Source organism: Sorangium sp. So ce302, from assembly GCF_051530145.1.
In the GTDB taxonomy this organism is placed as follows: Bacteria; Myxococcota_A; Polyangia; order Polyangiales; family Polyangiaceae; genus Sorangium; species Sorangium cellulosum_B.
On the sequence record NZ_CP150326.1, the window covers coordinates 8,523,195 to 8,542,349 of the forward strand.

Annotated in this window: 10 protein-coding genes; 5 read left to right on the forward strand and 5 right to left on the reverse strand. The window is 71.4% G+C overall.

What is annotated here, in order from left to right; genetic code table 11:
* Window positions 1–11: 11 nt before the first annotated feature.
* Window positions 12–638 (reverse strand): ribosome maturation factor RimP, encoded by a 627-nt coding sequence (rimP, locus tag WME73_RS32290; RefSeq protein ID WP_437912027.1) that lies wholly within the window; start codon window positions 636–638, stop codon window positions 12–14.
* Between the two features lie 334 nt (window positions 639–972).
* Window positions 973–2,262 (reverse strand): phosphoglycerate dehydrogenase, encoded by a 1,290-nt coding sequence (locus WME73_RS32295; protein ID WP_437740194.1) that lies wholly within the window; start codon window positions 2,260–2,262, stop codon window positions 973–975.
* On the opposite strand from WME73_RS32295, the gene WME73_RS32300 reads away from it, so the two are divergent.
* A complete protein-coding gene (locus WME73_RS32300; RefSeq protein WP_437912028.1) occupies window positions 2,219–3,238 on the forward strand; it encodes an FG-GAP repeat domain-containing protein in 1,020 nt (339 codons plus the stop codon). The genes WME73_RS32295 and WME73_RS32300 overlap by 44 nt on opposite strands.
* Here the strand turns inward: WME73_RS32300 and WME73_RS32305 are convergent.
* The 3 genes from WME73_RS32305 to WME73_RS32315 are packed head-to-tail and all read right to left on the reverse strand — an operon-like array spanning window position 3,195 to window position 7,400.
* Window positions 3,195–5,042: a hypothetical protein gene (locus WME73_RS32305; protein WP_437740196.1), complete on the reverse strand. Its 1,848-nt coding sequence runs from the start codon at window positions 5,040–5,042 to the stop codon at window positions 3,195–3,197. The two genes, WME73_RS32300 and WME73_RS32305, sit on opposite strands and share 44 nt — an antisense overlap.
* Before the next feature lie 12 nt (window positions 5,043–5,054).
* Window positions 5,055–5,699: a hypothetical protein gene (locus WME73_RS32310; RefSeq protein WP_437912029.1), complete on the reverse strand. Its 645-nt coding sequence runs from the start codon at window positions 5,697–5,699 to the stop codon at window positions 5,055–5,057.
* 15 nt (window positions 5,700–5,714) lie between these two features.
* Window positions 5,715–7,400 carry an FHA domain-containing serine/threonine-protein kinase gene (locus WME73_RS32315; RefSeq protein ID WP_012238434.1) on the reverse strand — a complete coding sequence of 562 codons (1,686 nt, stop codon included), beginning with the start codon at window positions 7,398–7,400 and terminating at the stop codon, window positions 5,715–5,717.
* Window positions 7,401–8,373: 973 nt separating this feature from the next.
* Between WME73_RS32315 and WME73_RS32320 the strand changes: the two genes are divergently transcribed.
* From WME73_RS32320 to WME73_RS32335, 4 genes are all read left to right on the forward strand, one after another.
* A complete protein-coding gene (locus WME73_RS32320; protein WP_437912030.1) occupies window positions 8,374–10,179 on the forward strand; it encodes a protein kinase domain-containing protein in 1,806 nt (601 codons plus the stop codon).
* 237 nt (window positions 10,180–10,416) lie between these two features.
* A complete protein-coding gene (locus WME73_RS32325; protein WP_437912031.1) occupies window positions 10,417–13,056 on the forward strand; it encodes a TonB-dependent receptor domain-containing protein in 2,640 nt (879 codons plus the stop codon).
* Between the two features lie 8 nt (window positions 13,057–13,064).
* Window positions 13,065–14,591 carry a hypothetical protein gene (locus WME73_RS32330; protein ID WP_437912032.1) on the forward strand — a complete coding sequence of 509 codons (1,527 nt, stop codon included), beginning with the start codon at window positions 13,065–13,067 and terminating at the stop codon, window positions 14,589–14,591.
* 132 nt (window positions 14,592–14,723) lie between these two features.
* Window positions 14,724–18,362: a S8 family serine peptidase gene (locus WME73_RS32335; RefSeq protein ID WP_437912033.1), complete on the forward strand. Its 3,639-nt coding sequence runs from the start codon at window positions 14,724–14,726 to the stop codon at window positions 18,360–18,362.
* Window positions 18,363–19,155: the final 793 nt, after the last annotated feature.

A 19,155-nucleotide genomic window follows, 5' to 3' on the forward strand; every position in this document is an offset into this window, starting at 1 on the left:
CTTTCTTCTCTCTACTTGCGCTTCTCGGAGCCGCGCTCGCTCCGCTTTGAGCCCGACCGCGGAGCCGCCTCCGCGAGCTGCTTCTTCTGCCCCGACTCCTTAGCCGGCTCCTTGCCCTGCCGCTGCCCCTTCTTGGGCTGCGCCGTGAGCTCGAAGACGAGGCGCGCCTCCACGACATCTGCGAACGGGACCGCGATCCGCTTGCCGTCGACCAGCACCGCGACCTGCCCCTCCGGAGCCTCGAGGAGCTCGCCCCGGAGCAACCGCTGACCGTCCGGTGCGGGGCGTGCCAGCTTCACCTTCACTGTCCTGCCGAGGAAACGAGCGAACTCGGCCGCTGTACGCAGCCGCCGGTCGAGGCCAGGCGAGCTGACCTCGAGGTTGTAATGGTTGGGTATGAGATCCTCGACGTCGAGGACCGACGAGATCTCGCGCGACACGTCCGCGCAGTCCTCGAGCGTGACCCCGCCGCCCGCGTCGTCCGCCCCCTCGCGCTCGATCGTGAACCGCAGCGTCCAGCCCGCCCGCTCCGTGATCCACTCCAGATCGACGAGCGTGATCCCATGCGAGGCCAGCACCGGCGCGACGGCGTCGCGAACGCGCCCGAGATCGAACACGGCTCTGGTCGAAGGCTCCATGGGTTGCTGCATGTGAGAGACGTCACTTTCGGCGGATCCAGGTCCTCCCAGCGCGATCGGCCCCGAGCGAGGGTGCCCGGTGCCTCTGCGCCAAAAAAAAAGAGCCGATTCCCCGAACTGGGAACCCGGCTCGCGGATCCGCCTAGTTGTCGGCGGACAACCTAGTCGAGTGCGGGCCCTCATGCAAGGGGGGATACGGGCAAACCGCCCCTGCACGGCCGGAGATCTCCCGCCGGTTCCTCCTCGCGTCCTCGCGACGGCCAGCAGCGCGTCAGCGCTGGAGCGCTCCCCGCCGCGCGGCAGTCACGCGACGCGTCCGCCGGGTCCGTCAGCGTTATGCCAGATTCGGCAGCGCGACGATATCGACGTGCAGGACCTCCTCGAACGCCGCGATTTCCTTCAGACAGGCCTCGCTCGGCCGGCCGGAGACGCGCATCTTCGTGCAGGTCGCAGTGGCCCCCTCGAAGACGGTGTTTGAAATCTCCTCGATGTTGATCCCGTGGCGTTTCATGACGCTGAGGGTGTTCGCGAGGACGCCGACCTTGTCCATCATTCGGACGACGACCGCGTAGCGGGCGGGCGACGTGGCGCAGATATTGACCACGTTGGGCAGCTCCTCCTCCGTCATGAAGGCACGGATGATCCGGGCCGTCTCGAGGGCGACCGCGCGCTGGGCCTGCTCCGTCTGCGCGCCGACGTGCGGGGTGCCGTAGACGAGCCCTCGCCCGAGGAGATGCGACTCGAACGGCGCCGAGCTCTTGTCAGGCTCGGTGGCGAACACGTCAAGGCCGACCCGCAGCCCCTTGCGCGGGATGAGCTCCTCGAGCGCGGCGTAGTCCATCACCTCGGGGCGCGCGGCGTTCACGACGATGGCGCCGTCGGGAAGCGCCTCGAGGACGCTCCGGCTGACGATACCGCGCGTCTGCGGGGTGGCCGTCAGGTGGACGGTGAAGATGTCAGAGCGGGCAGCCAGATCCTCCAAGGTCCGCGCATAGCTGACGTCCAGCTTGGCGGCGCGGCCCGGCGTCAACGAGCGCGACCAGGCGTGCGGCTCGAGCCCGAACGCGCGGGCGCGCAGGAGCACCTCACGGCCGATCGCGCCGAGCCCCGCGATCCCGATCCGCCGACCGAACAGGCCACGGGCCACCGAGTACTTCGCCTTCTCCCAGCGGCCGGCCCGGAGCTCCGACGTCGCATCGACCAGGCGGCGGTCCAGCGCGAGGATGAACGCCATCGTCAGCTCTGCCACCGCGGTCGCGTTCTTGCCGGGACAGTTCGCCACGTAGACGCCGCGCGCGCTCGCGGCCGCGACGTCGATCGTCCCCACGCCGACCCCTGCCCTCACGATCAGGTTGAGCTGTCGCCCGGACGCGATCGCCTTCGCCGTGACCTCCGTGGAACGAACGACGAGAATGCCGATCCCCTCGAGAGCCGCCGGCAGCGTGTCTCTGGTGAGCTCCGGCCGGGACTCGATCTCGATCCCGAGCACCTTGAGCTCTTCCAGAGCCGAGAGGTCCATTTTGTCGGCTACTAGCAGGCGCATGCGGACGGGAACCGTAACAGAAAAGCTCTCGCTGACGATGGGCGTTCTACGCCTCGTCTGCGTCGTCTGCGTCAGTTGCACCAGCTCATGCGCCAGCGATCATCAGGTTTCTCCCTGGGGTGCAGCGGGTAGACCGACGCTCGGCGCGTTCGTCGCGCCCCCGGACCTCGACGCTCGGCTGCACGCCATCGACGTGGAGGCCGCCGAGCTCGGGCTGAAGCTCGAGGTCGAGCTCCGCGGCGCGCTACGGCGCGGCGGCGAGGTGGTGGTGCGCGGCTACAGCGGGACCGACGCGCTCGGGCGCCGCGCCTCGGCGGTCCGCGTGGCGACGCCGCACGGCGTGGTCATCGCCGCGGGGCCCCTCGACAGCGGGCGCGTGGACCGCAGACAGGCGACCCAGCTGATACCGTCGCTCCTCCCCGGCCACGAGCCGGAGGCGACGGAGCAGCTCGGGGTGTTCCGCTCCGGGACCGATCTCAACCAAGACGGCGCTCCGGACGTCGTGCTCAGAAACGAGGAAGGCGAGCTGGAGATCTGGGCCGTGCAGCCGCTCGGCGCGGCCCGGTACGCCGTCGAGCTCGCGGCGCCGCCGCGGTTCGCGCTCGACGTCGACCAGGATGGCACCCTGGAGCTCGCCGGCCGGATCCCGCTGGACGAGGGGGATCCCATCGCGCCGGATTTCCTCGACGTCGCGGGGTTCGAGGGAGATCGCTACACGCACCGCGGCAGCGTCGCTCGGGCGTTCCATGCAACGCGCGCGGAAGGCCCCGGCGCGGAGACGGCCGGCCAGGGCAAGCGGCAGGAGCCGCCGAAGGACGACGCCGCGCGCCTGCGGGGAGCGCTCGAGCGGGCCTGGCACGCGGTGCTCGCGGGCAGGCCGGCGGCCGAGACGCTCGCGACGCTCGACCGAGAGCCGGTGACGCCAGCGCTCCGGGGCGCGTTCTCGGCGCACCGCGCGCGCGTCGCAGCGGCCGCGAGCGGTCCACCGGCGCCGCCCGGCGCCGGCGGTGTCCCTACTCGTCCGCAGGGAGCATCGGAAACGCCTGCTCGAAGGTGACGAGGATGTCGCCGGGGAGCGCGTCAGGCTCCTTGTAGCCGCGCGTCAGCGGCACCCCCCAGTCGGCGCGCATGACGACGCGGCTGAGCTGCGGGAAGAGGGCCCGTACCCCGAAGCCAGCCGACTGCTTGAGGCGCAGATCGTCGAAGCCGTCGAAGGCGTCGCCGGCGTCGAAGAATGCCGCGCCCGCGACCTGGCACGACCAGATCTCGAGGGGCCGCGTGCGGAGCTCCAGGTTCGCAGAGAGCACGTCCTCGCCGATGAACGCCGCCGTCGGGTACCCGCGGAGCCGGGTGTCGCCGCCGAGGACCAGCTTCCTGTTCAGGTAGTTCCTGTATCGGTCGAACAGGCGCACGTCGAACACGAGCCGCCCGACGCCGAAGCTCGGCGTGTGAACCCGCGCGCGCGCCTCGATGGAGGCGTCGAAGATCTGCGAGCCGTCGAGCTCGGTGACGGTCTCGACCACGGCGCGCGCGAGGCCGTCGCCGAGCGCGACGGTGTACGCGGCCGCGGCGGAGATCCCGAGGAAGCTCCGGCTGGAGTTGAGCGCGGTCGTGACCGGATAGATCAGGATCGCGAGCTCGTGCCCCAGCCGGTAGTCCTCCTGCAACGCGAGCGTGTTGAAGTCGAGGACGCGCAAGAAGCGGGTCGAGTACGTCGCGTACTTGAACGTCGGCGCGACGCGGGTGTCGCTCACCGGCATCACGCGCTCCTCGAACTCGGCGATCGCGGCAGGGGGGAGACCCCCGGGCGCGTCGAGGCGATAGACCTTGCGGCTCGCCTCGATGCCGACCGAGATGTCGTGCTTCACGGCCGAGGACCTCGACGCGCCGCCGCCGAAGCTGCGCGTGACGGCGTAGCCGCCCACCAGGAGATCGCTCCGGTAGCGGTACGGGACGCGATCGTCCTTCGGCGTCGCCTCCGCGTCGAAGGTGGCGAGCTTCGTGCCGACGAAGCGGCGGGTCACCTCGTCACGCCAGGAGATCTCGAGGTCCCAGGCCCACTCCGCCTGCGTCGCGTAGAGCGGCTGGCCGTAGATGAACTCGCCGCTCGTGCCCTCGAACTCGCCGGTCTCCCGGTCGATGATCGCGTTCGCCTGGGTCCGCAGCCGCACGTGGCTGCCCCCGATGCGCGGCATCGCGTAGGTGACGCCGAACGAGAGCGCGCCGGGATCGAGCGCGAGCTGCGCCGCGACGGAGTGGTGGACGCCGAGCAGGTTCTGCTCGCTGGGCTGCAGGAACAGGTACTCGAGCTGCCCGCCGGCGATGCGGTAGTCCGAGTTGAGGCGCAGGCTCCAGACGTCCTTGGTGACGACGGCGACCCGCACCCGATCCGGAGCGCCGCCTCGCACGGCGAAGACGAGGACGAGCGACAGCTGGCTCAGGTCGCGCAGGTTGCGCGCCGACTCGTCGGCGAGCGCCTGCTCGTAAGGGCGCCCGGCCGCGAGCAGCACCTCGCGCCGGATGACGTACGGGCGCGACAGGGCGTGGAACCAGTTCAGGAAGGCCGGCGCAGGATCGCGGTCCTCGATCACCTCGAGCGGGACCACGTCGATCCCCTCGACGATCTTGCCCTCGGGGGCAGGATCGAGCGTCGCGCCGAGGCGCGACAGGACACGCTCGATGGTGGCGCTCTCGTAGCTCGAATAGCCCTCGCGCCGAGCCGGCGCGGCGGGCGCCGCCGGCCCCCCCTGCTTCCCGGCGGCCGCTGCCGTCCCGCCCTGCTGGGCTTGCGCCTCGATCGCGAGGAGCGCCCCGAGGGCCGGGAGCGCGAAGCGCACCAGGACGATCGATGCGCTACGCACGAGCCTCTCGCCTCAGAAGGACTCGTTGGCAGGGTACGTCGCCATGACGTTGATCTTGTACTTCACGTACTGGTGCGGGATCGTCCCCCAGTCGGGCGTCGGCATGGCCCGCTTCACGCAGCGGAGCAGCTCCTTCGTCTTCGCGCGGCTCACCGTCGTCGACTTGCCCACGTAGAGGTTGGTCCGCTTGCGCCGGAAGTCCATCTCGAGGACGAAGCTCACCGTGACGCCCGCCTTGCCGGAAGGGGCGCACTGGACGTTGTCGCGGATCGCGCGCGACAGGCCGTCCTCGAAGAAAGTGACGTGATCGCAGCGCTCGGGCGGGGTGGTGCCCGGGCCGGGGTTCTCGCACTTGATCGTGGTGAACGGCGAGAGCGTGACCCCCTCCGACAGCTCGGCGCCCGCGTCGGCGAGCGCGCCCGCGTCCCAGGCGTAGGTGCCTGCGTCAGCCGTCGCGGCGTCCGCGGAGGGGATCGACTCGGGCTTCGGGCGCCGCCACAGGTAGAGCGGCACCGCCACCACGATGAGGCCCGCGACGAGCGCGATGATGATCTGGAGCCGCACGGGGCGCTCGCTGCCACCGCGACCGAGGTAGCGGTACGGCGAGGGCTGAGACGGCGGACTGGAGGTGGACGGGAACGGAGGCCGGCTGTTCATCGGACGCGCTCAGGCTCAATCGATGAGCGTCCGCGCAGGGCGCCCAGGCTCGCCCTTCACCAGCGTCGCGCCGAGCTCGAGCGTCTCCGGGAGCATCCCCTGAACCTGCGCGACCACCTGCTCGACCACGTGACGGGCCTCGTCGATGCTCGGACCCACGATCGAGACCACGAACTTGAGCGGCCCCGTCCGGCCCGCGACGGCCGGCGTGAGGCTGAGCAGGAGCATCTCGGTCAGATCGATCACCCGCTGCGCCGCCTTCCGCAGGGCGAGCATCTCCAGGATGGTCGGGCGCTCGCTGACCTGGCGGTTCGGCCCGCGCAGCTCGTACCGCGCGACCTGCATCGGCACCTCGGCCCAGTCGGCGAACAGGCCGTCCTCGTCGATCGCCTTCATCAGGTGCTCGCGCACGAGCAGGCCGGTGAGGCCGTCGCGCTTCGCGAGGTACTGCTTCGCGCGCCGGTGCTGCGGCGAGTCCGGGCCGAACGTCACGAGCTTCATCCGGCACTCGCCGACCTGCACCTCACCGCCGTGCAGCAGCGAGACCTGCGACTTGCGCTCGTAGTTGAAGTCCGCGTAGCTGCCGTTCGTGCTGCCCTGGTCCTCGATGAACCACGACCCCGTCTGCCACTTCAGGATCGCGTGCGCCCCCGAGACGGTCGCCTCGGGCACGCACAGGCTCTGATCGCTGCGACGGCCGAGCGCGAGCTTCGTGTCGTGCAGCGGCAGCAGGGAGCCCACGATCTCGGGCGCGTTCGTCGCGTACGTCACGAGCAGCGACTGCGCCCCGGGGGTGAAGTTCAGCTTGAGCGCGCCGCCCGGCGGCGGGCCCGGATCGAGGCGCTCGCGCGGCAGCTGGATCGGGCTCGTCGTGAGCTGCGACGGGTTGAAGAAGCGCATGTGCCGCGCCTGCGGCCGCATCGACGGGTCCTCGTTGAGGCCGCGGAAGATCTGCCGCACCTCGTCGATCGACAGGCCCGCCGGCACGTCGAACATGATCTGCTGCTTCATCGTCTTGACCCGCGGCTTGTAGCCGGGCTCCGGGACGCGGCAGGTCCACATCTCCCAGAGGGTCAAGGCCATGGCGTACACGTCGTCCTCGGGGCTCGCGCCGCCGTTGCGCAGCCGCTCGGGAGACATGTAGTTCGGCGTGCCGCCGTCGGGCGGGGCGCCAGGGCGGCGCGCCGAGGCGCGCGCGCGCTCCTGGGCGAAGCCGAAGTCGAGGATCACCGCGCGGCCCTCGGAGACCATCACGTTGCCCGGCTTCAGATCGCCGTGCACGAGGCCCTGCGCGTGGATGGCCGCGAGCCCGTTGCAGACCTCGCTCGCGATCTTGCGAAACTCGTCCGCCGAGTAGCCGCCCTGGGCCTTGCGCTTGCGGATGTGCGTGTGGAGCGTCTGCCCGGGGATCTGCTCCATCACGAGGATGGGGCCCCACGGGCTCGGCGCGAGGTCGTGCACGCGACAGACGTTCGGGTGGCCCACCGAGCGCGCGAGGAGGAGCTCCTGGCGAAGCGCCTCGTCGTCGCCTGGCATGCGCGACTCTTCGCGGACAACCTTGAGGGCCACGGTCTGCTGCGTCGAGCGATCGAAGGCCAGGAAGACCTCGCCCATGCCGCCCTTACCGAGGCTCTGACGGATGTCGTAACGGTCATTGATGACCGTTCCGGCAGTGATGGGAGGAGGGGGTGTCTTGGTCACGGCCCGCGGTGGATAAAAGGAGCGCGAACCGGAGCGTGCCCGACACCGGCTGCGGCGCACAGCGTCGTCCATCTGAACGTCAAGCGCAACGGTCGTTCGGAGGGAGAGGCCAAACCCCGCGCGGCGGCGGCCGCTTCCCCGCTGATTTGGGCCGAGATCGCACCTACGAACGTCCCGGCCGCCGGGATCTCTTGACGATGACGGCTGATTTGTTTACGCGGCTCGGCCAACCCGGCGCGACCGCCGCGCGCGGGCCGGCGCTGGCGTGAGGTGCGCCGGGCCAGCGAGCCGTTGAAGCCACGTCCCATCTACCGGACGGGCGAGAAGAGTGGCTCCTCCGCGACGGCCTGGGAACGGCCCAGCGGACCGATGTTCGTCCGGGACGATGCAGACGGTGCAGAGGACGCGAAGGAAATCGTCCGACTGACGCCGTCCGAGGGCGTGAACGGGAGCGGCGACGGCGGTCGCGTGCGCGCCGACAGCTCCCCGGCTCCGCTCATGGGCCTCTCGATCGCAGGCACGTCGCTCTCCCTCTCTCTTCACCGACGACGCGAACCGCATCTGGATCGGCGACCTCGCGCGGAACGCGGCTTCCTGCTCATGGTCGCGGTCCGCCGCGGGTCGACACCCTTCCAGCCGCGCGCCGCGCAGCGCTCCGCGACGGAGCGATCCGCCCGCGAACCGCGCAGACCGAGGCGATGCGCAGGCCGTGCAAACGTCCCGCTCCTGCGCGCGATCCGTCCTACGTTCTTCACCCCGCAGCGACGCGCCGGGGTCACCGACGTTCAGCCTCGCGCGGCCCGCCACGCCTCAACGACCGCACGGACGGCAGCGCACCACGCTCCACGCATTCCCTGCTTGTATCGTGGCACTGCAGATTGACACCTCAGAGTCGCCTCAGTCACACTGCTCCCGAGGCGGCTGCTGTGTGTCCAATCTTCACCTCCTCCCGCTGCCCGAGGAGAGGCGCGACATGCCTGATAGCCGACAGCGAGAGGTAACCGGCAGCTCGAAGGTCTCGAGGGCTGCCGCGACAGACCCGCTGCTGGGGCGTGTCATCAACGGCCGCTTCACGATCGTCAGCGTCATCGCCCGCGGCGGCATGGGGAAGGTGTACAGGGCCGAGCAGGCGCCGCTCGGCCGCATCTGCGCGCTCAAGGTGCTGAGCCCCAAGTACGAGGGCGACCACGATCCCGAGTTCCACAGGCGCTTCTTCCTCGAAGCGTCGATCGCGGCGAAGCTCACGCACCCGAACACGGTCACCGTGTTCGACTACGGCCAGAGCGACGACGATATCTACTACATCGCGATGGAGTACATCGAGGGGAAGACCCTGCACCGCGTGCTCCGCGAGGAAGGGCCGTTCTCCGAGGCGCGCGCGGCCCACATCGCGCGCCAGATCTGCCGGTCGCTCCGCGAGGCGCACGGGCTCGGGGTCGTGCACCGCGACCTCAAGCCGGGCAACGTGCTGCTCGTCGATCACGAGGACGAGCACGACCACGTGAAGGTGCTCGACTTCGGGCTCGTGAAGGACACCCAGAGCGGCGAGGACCTGACCCAGCAAGGCCTGTTCATGGGCTCGCCCAAGTACATGGCGCCCGAGCAGATCACCGGCAGCGATGTCTCGGCGCGCACCGATATCTACGCGCTCGGCGTGATGATGTACGAGATGCTGTCGGGCCAGGTGCCCTTCGACAAGGGCGCGGGCGTCGGGACGCTCATGTCGCACGTCCACGACCAGATCCCGCCGATGCAGGCCCACAACCCGCGGCTCTCCATCTCGCAGACGATGGAGGGGATCGTCTATCGCTGCCTGGAGAAGGACCCGGCGCACCGCTTCTCGTCGATGAACGAGCTCGTCAACGCGTTCAAGTTCACCGCAGGCGGCATCTCCACGCGAGACACGGGCGAGAACCCGCCCATGCTGTCCGACACGACGGGCTACCGCGCGTCGCTGCCCTCGTATCCGTCGGCCACGCCGTACCCGTCGGCGCCTTCGTACCCGTCGGCGCCTTCGTATCCATCGGCCACGCCGTACCCATCGGCGCCTTCGCGTCCGTCGGCCACGCCGCACCCATCGGCCGCTCCGCTCTCGACGACGAGCGATTTTCCGGGCCTCTCCACGCCGTACTCGTCGCCCCCCACGAGCTCACCCGCCACCTATACAGGCCCCCTCGCCACGGACAGCGCCCTCAAGCCGCCTGCGGCGCCCGTCTTCGTCCCCCCGTCGATCACCGACGCGATGGGGTCGCGCCCAGCGCCGCCCGCGGAGGTGCTCTCCGCCATCCAGACCGGCGCGAGCCCAGGTCGAAAGGTCATCCCCTGGGCGCTCACCGCGGTCCTCGCGGTCGGGGTCGGCGTCGCCGCCGCCCTGCTGGCGCGCGTGCCGGTCGCCCACACGAGCGCGGCGGCGCGCGAGCAGGGCGCGGTGAGCCCTCCTCCGCCCGCAGCGACAGCCCCGGCAGCGCCGGCGCCCGCGGCGCGCGGGCTGCACATCGAGAGCTCGCCGCCCGGCGCGGCCGTGAGGGAAGGCAACAAGGAGCTCTGCGCCGAGACGCCGTGCGAGATCGTCTGGCGAGGGGCCGCGGCCGCGCTCGCGCTGGAGCACGAGCTCGTGTTCGAGAAGCCGGGCTACAAGCCCGCCACGGTGCACGTCTCCGGCGCCGAGGAGAAGGTGCGCGCGAAGCTCGACCCGGCCGCGATCCTGGCGCCGGCGACCCCGAGCAAGCCCAGGGCGAACATCCAGAAGCCCGAGCCGTACAAGAGCAACCCCTACTGACGAGGGCGCGGACGCGCCCCGGCCGCTCTTCTGGTAGAGTCGCCGCGCTTTCGCGGCCAAGGCCTCTTACCATGGCCGCAGTGGCTTCGCGTTCGCGCGAGGAGCTCACCGGACGCTCCTCACGTGGACCCGTCGATGAAGTGTTCGGTGTGACGTGGGGAGCAGCGCCGTCAGCGCTCCCGAGCTCTCGCCGGGATCGCCGTCGCTCCCCGGCCCCGCTGAGGACAGGGCGAACTCATGTCGTCTTCCGATTCCTGCTCGCACCGCCGCCGCGACGATGTCCCGGCGCTCGACCCGACCGACGACGCCCACGCAGCGCGGCCGCGCCGCGCGACGGCGCTCCAGCGGAAGCTCCTCGCCTGCGCCGTCGCCTTCGGCGCGATGACCGCCGCGCGCGGCGCGCTCGCCGACGCCCGCACCGAGGCGCGCCTCCACTTCCGGGCAGGCATGGATCTCATCGCCCAGAAGCAGTTCGACGAGGGCATCCGGCAGCTCCAGAAGGCCAACGAGATCCTCCCGCACCCGAACGTCACCTTCAACATCGCGCGCGCGCACGCCGAGGCCGGCCACATCGAGCAGGCGCTCGCCGCCTACCGCGAGTACATCGCGAGCGACCCCGCGGACCGTGAGCAGGTGACGCGGATCGTGGAGCAGCTGGAGCAGCGCCTCGCCGCGCAGCGCGCCGCGGCGATCCCCGAGCCGAAGCAGCCGCCGGCGCCCGCGCCGCAGCAGCCGGCGCCGCGGCAGCCCACCCCAGGCGAGGCGCCCGCCCCGCCGCCCCCCGCCGGGGAGCCCGCCGCGCAGGGCGCCCCCGCGACGGCCGCGACGAAGGCGCCAGGGCCGGGCTCGAAGGCCGCCCCCGGCGACGCCGCGAGGATCGTCGGCGCGGCCCGGACCGAGGACGTCTACCAGGAGACGGTCGTCACCGCCTCGCGCGGCGCCCAGAGCCCGCTCGACTCCCCGAACTCGACGACCATCGTGACCCGGCAGGACATCCGGCTCTCCGGGATCACGCGCATCCCCGAGCTGCTCCGGCGCGTCGCCGGCATGGACGTCATGCAAATCACGGGCGGCGACGAGAACGTGTCGATGCGCGGCTTCAACAGCCGCCTCGCCAACAAGATCCTCGTCCTCGTGAACGGGCGCACGGTCAAGAACGACGTGCTCGGCTCGACCTTCTGGGAGGCGCTCTCGATCGACGTGGATCAGATCGAGCGCATCGAGGTGGTGCGCGGCCCGGGCTCCGCGCTCTACGGCGCCGACGCCTTCGCCGGCATCATCAACATCATCACGATCGAGCCCGGCGTCGGGAAGAGCGGCTTCCGCGCGGGCTACGGGGATCACCGGCAGGGCTACGCCTCGGTGTGGGCCTCCGCGCGCGAGGGCGATTTCGCGTACCGGCTCTCCGCGGGCTACACCCGCTACCCCCGGTGGTCGCGCGAGGTCGCGGACGACCGCATCGACCTCGAGACGAGCGGCCAGAGCCAGGATCTCGGCGCGCAGAACGTCCGCATCGACCTCCGGACCTCGCAGCGGCTCGGGCCGCAGCGCGAGCTCACGGTGGGCGCCGGCTACGCCCGGAGCGAGCTCGACGTCTACGGCATCGGCCCCTTCAACGACTACAACCTGGAGGTCGCCAACGCCGACGTCGCGGTCGCGTACCGCAGCGAGAACGTCAACGCGCGGACGTACTACTCGAACCTCGACGGGTACTCGCTGCTCAACGCCGCCTACCTGGGGCACACCCTGTTCGCAGGGCGGCCGCAGCAGCACGTCGTGAACGCCGAGCTCGAGTTCGTGAAGACGCTCCGCGCGCCCAGCCCCGTCGTGCACGACTTCCACATCGGCCTCGGCTACCGGCTCAAGGCGACCTCGTGGAGCTACCTCGAGGACGACATGCCGCTCGAGCACCAGGGCTCGGTGTTCCTCCAGGACTCGATGAAGCTCGGCGAGCGCGTCACGCTGGTCGCGTCCGGGAGGCTCGACTACGTGCCCTACCTGGAGCGGCTCATCCCGTCGCCGCGCGGCTCCGTCATCGTCAAGCCGACCGAGCGCCAGGCGATCCGCCTCTCCGGCTCGACGGCGTTCCGCTCGCCCACGTCGCTCGAGGCCTACGTCGACCTGCCGATCCAGCTCGCCCTGCCCGGCCTCGAGCTCCTCTCGACCTCGAGGACGCCGGACAGCTCCGAGCGCCCCATCGACCCCGAGCAGATCATCACCGCCGAGGCGAGCTACCTGAACCAGCAGAGCGATTACTTCGAGTTCGAGGTCACCGCGTATTACAACCGCGTGAGCGATCTCATCGTGCTCGCCGAGCCGCAGCGCACGACCCTCTCGCAGCGCGCCCACGGGTCCGGGGGGCTGAACCCGGAGACGGGGAGATACACCTCCGGCTTCGGCGGCTTCGAGAACCAGAGCGACGTCTACCACGTCTTCGGCGGCGAGCTCGGCGGCCGCGTCTACCCCACCGAGGGGCTCGACATCTTCGCCAACTACGCGCTCAACCGCTCGGTGCACCGGCGCCCGGACGGGCGCGACGCGCTCGAGGACGCGCGCACCAGCCGGCACAAGGTGAACGCAGGGGTCCAGGTCCGCACGCCGATCGGCGTCGACGGTGAGGTCACGTTCCACTACCAGTCCTCGCAGGTGTGGGCCGAGCAGGTCCCGACGGGGACGGTCATCGCCACGAAGCAGTACGAGCTGCCCGCGTACACGCTGCTCAACGCGCGCGTCGGCTACCGCTTCCTGGACCGCGCCGAGATCTCCGCGACCGTGTTCAACGCGCTCGACGGGCTCGGCGACAACGCGCTGCAGATGCACCCGTTCGGCAACCGCATCGGCCGGCGCTTCATGGGATTCTTCAGCTACTCGCTCTAGGCAAGGCCATGCTCCGACCCAGCCCCCGCACCGGTCTCCTCCTGCTCGGCGCACTCCTCGCGGCCCTCCCGGGCTGCGACGACGTGGAGGTCTTCGTCCCGCTGCCGGACCAGAGCGGCCCCGCCGGGGTGCTCGACGGCACGGTGACGTACGCCGGACCCCGGCCCTGCACGAAGGATGGCCACGTCGTCGGCGCCGCGGTCGTGCTCGGCTTCGACACGCGCCTGCTGCCGCCGCCCGAGGGGCTCGGCACCTCGGCCGCGAGCATCGACGTGATCCCCGGCGACGAGCTCTTCGGAGGCCTGGGCGCCGCGCTCGATCGCTCCGAGGACGGCGCGCTCCACTGCCCCGAGCCGGACGAGCCGCCCGTCACCGTGAGCGTCCCCTGGAGGCTTTCGCCCCTGGTCGCTGGCACCTACCAGATCCGCGGTTTTTACGACCACGACGGTAATTTCGACCCCACCTTCAGCATCGCCAACCTGCCGACCCGGGGCGACGTGGCCGGCGGCGCGATCGAGAACGCGACCGAGGTGCTCGAGGGCGCCGCCCCGCGGTACCGCGCGATCACGATCGCCGCCCCCATCCCCGAGACGGGCACGCGCGTCAGCGGCATCGCCGTCACCCTCGGCCTCCCGCTCCCGCTGGAGCGGCCGCTCTTCCACGTCGCCGAGGTGCTCGCGCCGGCGTCCGGCGTCACGCAGAGCCCGAGCGAGGTGGTCATGGCCTCCGACTTCCAGCTGGAGACGTTCAGCCCGGCCGATCCCGCCGGCACCGAGGCGTCGCTGCTGCGCCTGCGGCTCGCCGCGGGGGTGCCGGACAGCGAGGTCGCGCGCGCGGCGAAGCCCCCGCTCTCGCTGCCGGTGGGCGGCGAGCCCGCGCCGACCCTCACCTACGCGCGGCAGGACGTGAACGGCGACGGGGCGATCGACGGCGACGATCATGTCCCCGACTCGGCCCTGATCCCGGCGCTCTTCCCGATCTCGGTGTTCGCGAAGCAGGACGACAAGGAGCCGCTGACCAGCCAGGCCGCGCCCGCGGTGCTCCTCCAGGGGCTCACGATCTACGACGATCTCGTGACCACGGCCACGCTCGGCCCGGAGCCGCTGAACGAGCCGCGAGACAGCGCGCTCATCGGCGTCCGGCCCGCCGCGCTGTGCATGCACCCGACCGAGCCGGAGCGGGGGGGCGTGCTCGTGCTCAGCCACAAGACCGACAAGGAAGGCAACGACATCATCGCGGAGCGGGACGTGGCCCAGGTCGAGGCGGCGCTGAGCCGGCAGTTCGGGCGCACGATCGAGGTGGCGTTCGGCTGCCTGCCCGAGGGGAGCTACGCGCTCAACCTCATCTACGGCACCGGTCAGGCCTGGACCGTGCCCAACGAGGCCGGCGTGTGCGCGCCGTCGGAGGCCGAGACGGCCGACGTCTGCGGCGCGCGGCCGCGCCTCGCGTCGCAGAGCGTCGTGCTGCGCATCGGCCCGCCGGACGACAGCGCGTACTGCGCCGAGCACCCGACGCCGGCGGCCTGCGCGCGCTGAGCACCGCAGCGGCGTCGGGTCGCGCGCGGCGCGAAGGCCGCCGCGATCCGGGCCCGGGCGCGGTGAAAGCGCCGGTTTCCTGCTGGAGGCGGCGGTTGCCTCGCGCGCGCGAACCGATGGTAGGGTCTCGGCATGCGCTGCACTTGCTTTCCCTCGCTTGCTCTTCTGGGGGCGCTCGGCGGCGCCGCGGCGGGCGCGCTCGTTCCATCCGACGCGTCCGGCGGCTGGCCCCCGCCCCCGTTGGCCAGCGCAGCGGACATGGCCGAGCCCGAGCACTGGCCGAACGACCCGGACTACGGCACGTCGGTCACGCAGAGCGGACAGTGGGGCTTCTACTCGTTCATCCCGGCCCCGAGCGGGTACGTCCGGCCGGAGGAGTCCGCCGCCGGCATGGCGATCGATCTCGCCTGGCGCTTCACCCAGGGGCACCCGCGCGTCAGGATCGCCGTCGCCGACTCCGGGATCTTCTGGGGAGAGGGGGATCTCCTGGAGAAGGTGTGGCTCAACCAGGGCGAGCTCGCGGCCCACAAGCCGCGGCGCGCGGACGGCGCGGCGTGCGGCGGCGACGGCGCGCTCGCGGGCTTCGATTGCAACGGCGATGGGGTCCTCTCCATCGCGGACTACAGGGACACGCCGGAGCTCACGCCCGCGGCGTCGGAGGGGCGGCCGCAGGGCGATCGGAACGGGAACGGCCAGCTCGACGCCGGTGACCTCATCCTCCACTTCTCGGACGGGATCGACGACGATCAGAACGGCTACGCCGACGACATCGCGGGCTGGGACTTCTTCAAGAACGACAACGATCCGTTCGACGACGCCCGCAACGGCCACGGCACCGAGGGCGCGAAGGCGTCGGCCGCGCAGACGAACAACCAGCTGGGCGGGGCGGGCGTGTGCCCGCAGTGCAGGTTCATCCCGCTGCGCGTCGGTGAGAGCCACGTCGCCGACGCGCAGGACCTCGCGAAGGCGCTCCTCTATGCGGCGGACAGCCGGGCCAACGTCGTGCAGTGCCCGGTGACCACGGTCGACAACACCGGCTTTGTCCAGGCGGCGCTCGACTACGCCCACGCCCAGGGGACGCTCGTCGTCGCGTCGATGGGCAACGAGGGCTCGCGCCACCACAGCGTGCCCGCGACGAGCAACCACGCGCTGCCCGTGAGCGCCGTCCGCTACGACGGCCAGAGCGTCGCGACGTCGACCACGTTCGTCGACGCGTCCCCGTGCTCGAGCTTCGGCGGCAACAACGTGCTCGCCGTGTCGAGCCCCGGCTGCGCCAGCGACGCGACCGCCGAGCTCGCCGGCGTCGCGGGGCTGCTCTACTCCGTCGCCCTCGACCGCGGCGTGTCCCTGTCCCCGGGGGAGGTGCAGGGCCTGCTCGTCGCGACCGCCGACGACATCGCCGTGCCGGAGTCGCTGGAGCCCGGGTCGCTGTACCGCTTCTCGCAGGCGGGGTTCGATCAGCGGTTCGGCCACGGCCGCGTCAACGCGAACCGCGCCGTGGAGGCGCTCGGCGAGGGGCGCGTGCCGCCCGCCGTCGACATGACGTCGCCGCGGTGGTTCGAGGTCGTTTACAAGGATCAGGTCCAGGGCCCGGTGCCGATCGAGGGCACCATCTCGGCGAAGCGGGCGATGGCCTACGACTACTGGGTCGAGTGGGCGGCAGGCGCGCAGCCGCTCGCGGCGGACTTCAAGGTGATCCACAAGGAGACGAACGTCGCGCCGACGGTCGTCACCGGCGCCGAGGGCCCGATGGCCTCCCTCGACGTGCGCACGATCGACACGTCCCACCTCCGCGACCCCGACAGCCCCCACGGCGAGGACGATCGCGCGATCACGGTGCGCGTCCGCGCGAGGGCCCACTACGCCACCGGCGACGTGGAGAGCGAGGCGCGGCGCACGATCCACGTCGACAGCGATCCGACGCTGGTCCAGGGCTTCCCCGTCCGCGTCGGCGACAGCGGCGAGGGCAGCCCGAAGATGGCCGACATCGACGGCGACGGCGTCCGCGAGCTCGTCTACCCGACGGCCGGCGGCGCGCTGCACGTGCTGAAGGTGACGCCCAAGGGGCCGCAGCCGCTGCCGGGGTTCCCGTTCATGACCGGCGCCACCGACGGCCTGCTCGATGAGCCGGCGTCCCCGGCCACGCCCGTTTACCTCGGCGCCCCCGCGTACAGCAAGGTGAACAGTGAGCTCGGTCGCGAGCCGATCCTGAGCGCGCCCGCCATCGCGGACCTCGACGGCGACGGCAGGCAGGAGATCGCGATCTCCACCTGGCCGGGCACGATCTACGTCATCGGCGCGGACGGCAGCGACCGGTACGGGTGGCCGAAACGCCTGCCCGAGATCCCCTCCTGCCCCCTCGATCCCGGGGCTCCGGCGAGCGCGCCGTGCATGTCGGCGGCCGCGCGGATCGCGCGCGGGGCCTTCGCCTCGCCGGTCCTCGCGGATCTCGACGGCGACGGGCGGCTCGACGTGATCCAGGCGGCGTTCGACGGCACGGTCCACGCGTTCGACAGGGATGGCAACGCGCTGCGCGGCTTTCCCGTCGAGGTGCACTACGCGGGTCCGCTCGCCGAGGAGCCGGCGCGGAGCCGCCTCCTCGCGACGCCCGCCGTGGCCGACTTCAACGGCGACGCGCTGCCGGATCTGCTGGTCGCGTCGAGCGAGCGGCTCGGCGAGGACGGCGAGGCCGGGGCGGTCTACGTGATCGATGGGCGAGGCACGACCGCGCCCTCCGGGCCCGTGCTCGCGGGGTGGCCCATCACGGTGCCGTCGCTCTCGTTCGACCCGCTCGCCGCGGAGGGGATCACGGCCTCGGGCGTCGTCGGGCGGTTCGATGGCGCGCTGGCGGGCGTCGTCCAGGGCAACGGCGCGCCGCCGCTCGTCCTCCCGGCCTCACCCGGCGAGCAGCGCGAGCTCCTGGCGACGCCGGCGGGCGCGCTGCCGCGGGCGAGCGGCGGCTCGCCGGCCGGGCTCGACCCGACGTTCGGCCCCCTCTCGCCCGCCGCCGGCGCCCGGACGATGATCCCGCTGCTGTCGCAACCTGCGCTCGGCGACATCGATCAGGACGGCACCCCCGACGTCATCGCCGCGGGCGCCTCGAAGGCGGCCGCGCTCGCCCTCGCGGGCACGCAGGGGGCGACGCAGCCGGGGCCTCACCTGCTCGCCGTCTGGAGCGGCAGGTCGGGCGCGATGCTGCCTCGCGCCCCGTTCGTGCTCGAGGACTACGCGATCTCGGGCAGCCAGGCGGTCGTCGATCTGAACGGCGACGGCTACCCCGAGGTGCTGAGCGGATCGAGCGGCTACTTCCTTCACGCCTTCGACGGGTGCGGCCGGGAGCCGCGCGGGTTCCCGAAGTTCACCGGCCAGTCGATCACCACGACGCCCGCCGTGGGCGACCTCGACGGCGACGGCACGCTCGAGATCGCGGTGGGCACCCGCGACGGCTGGCTCTTCGCCTGGCACACCGAGGCGACGACGGGCGCGCTCATCGCCTGGGAGAGCCTCCACCATGACAACCAGAACACGGGCAACCTCGACACGCCGCTCAGGCAAGGGGTCGCGCGGACGGCGCCGCGGCCGCTCACGGTGGACCTGTGCGAAGGCCCGCAGCAGGCCCCGCTCATTCTCCAGCTGGGCGGAGGCTGCGCGTGCGAGGCCGCGGGCGCCGTGCCGCGGCGCGCGTCCGGCGCTCGCGGCGCGGGCGCGGCGCTGGGCGCGGCGCTGGTCGGGGTGATGGCGCTGTGGCGGAGGCGGCGGAGGGGCTGTTGACCGCGAGGTGACCTCGACGCCGCGGCCGCCTTACCTGCACGGGCGCCATGCACGCCGCGCAGACGCCAGCGCTGAGCGGGCCGACTTCCGGCCGCCGGCGACGGACCCGGCGCACGCCTCGACGCCAGCGACGGACCCGAGCTCGCCGACGCACCTCTCGACGCCTCGGCCGCGGAACTGCTCCGGCTCGGCCCACAGCTCCCTCCCGGACATCGCACGTCGTCGCCCACGCAGAGGAGCAGAAAGAGGAAGGGCGGTCGACGTGGAAAGAGGCTGGTGGGAGCCGCGGTGAGAACCAAGAGGACGGTTCTCGACGCGACCTGTTCATGCCCCAAAGCCTTTGGTTTCTAGTTCGGAAGAGATGCGGCACGCCTCAGGGAAGCACACATGAGCCCGGCACGCCGATCGCAATAGACGCGGCATGCGAACATTCAACACTATCACCGTGGCCGTCATCTGCTGTTCCGTCCCTTCGTGCACTGTTGACCCGACACCAGAATCAGAGGCCGTATTGGACGAGGAGACCCTAGAGTCGAGCGAGTTGCTCACAGGAGCAGAAGAGAGGTACCAAGACGCAGTAGACGAGGGGGTCGATATCTGGCGTCTCATGTGCGGGGCAGCGATGGATATATTTTTGACACGTCCGGAAGTGGCTCACTGCATGTCGGAGGGCAACGAAGGGCGAGTCGCGGGCTACAAGAAGTGTCGTTCCAGTTGCCCTACTGCATGCTTCGCGCTGTCGACGCGATGGGAGATTTACTGTGAAGAGCGCGCGCCCGTGCTCCTGAAGAGC

Bases quoted from the DNA above. Each gene is read 5' to 3' on its own strand.
- rimP (WP_437912027.1), bottom strand. From the start codon at position 638: ATGGAGCCTTCGACCAGAGCCGTGTTCGATCTCGGGCGCGTTCGCGAC.
- WME73_RS32300 (WP_437912028.1), top strand. From the start codon at position 2,219: ATGGGCGTTCTACGCCTCGTCTGCGTCGTCTGCGTCAGTTGCACCAGC.
- WME73_RS32310 (WP_437912029.1), bottom strand. From the start codon at position 5,699: ATGAACAGCCGGCCTCCGTTCCCGTCCACCTCCAGTCCGCCGTCTCAG.
- WME73_RS32320 (WP_437912030.1), top strand. From the start codon at position 8,374: ATGCCTGATAGCCGACAGCGAGAGGTAACCGGCAGCTCGAAGGTCTCG.
- WME73_RS32325 (WP_437912031.1), top strand. From the start codon at position 10,417: ATGTCGTCTTCCGATTCCTGCTCGCACCGCCGCCGCGACGATGTCCCG.
- WME73_RS32330 (WP_437912032.1), top strand. From the start codon at position 13,065: ATGCTCCGACCCAGCCCCCGCACCGGTCTCCTCCTGCTCGGCGCACTC.
- WME73_RS32335 (WP_437912033.1), top strand. From the start codon at position 14,724: ATGCGCTGCACTTGCTTTCCCTCGCTTGCTCTTCTGGGGGCGCTCGGC.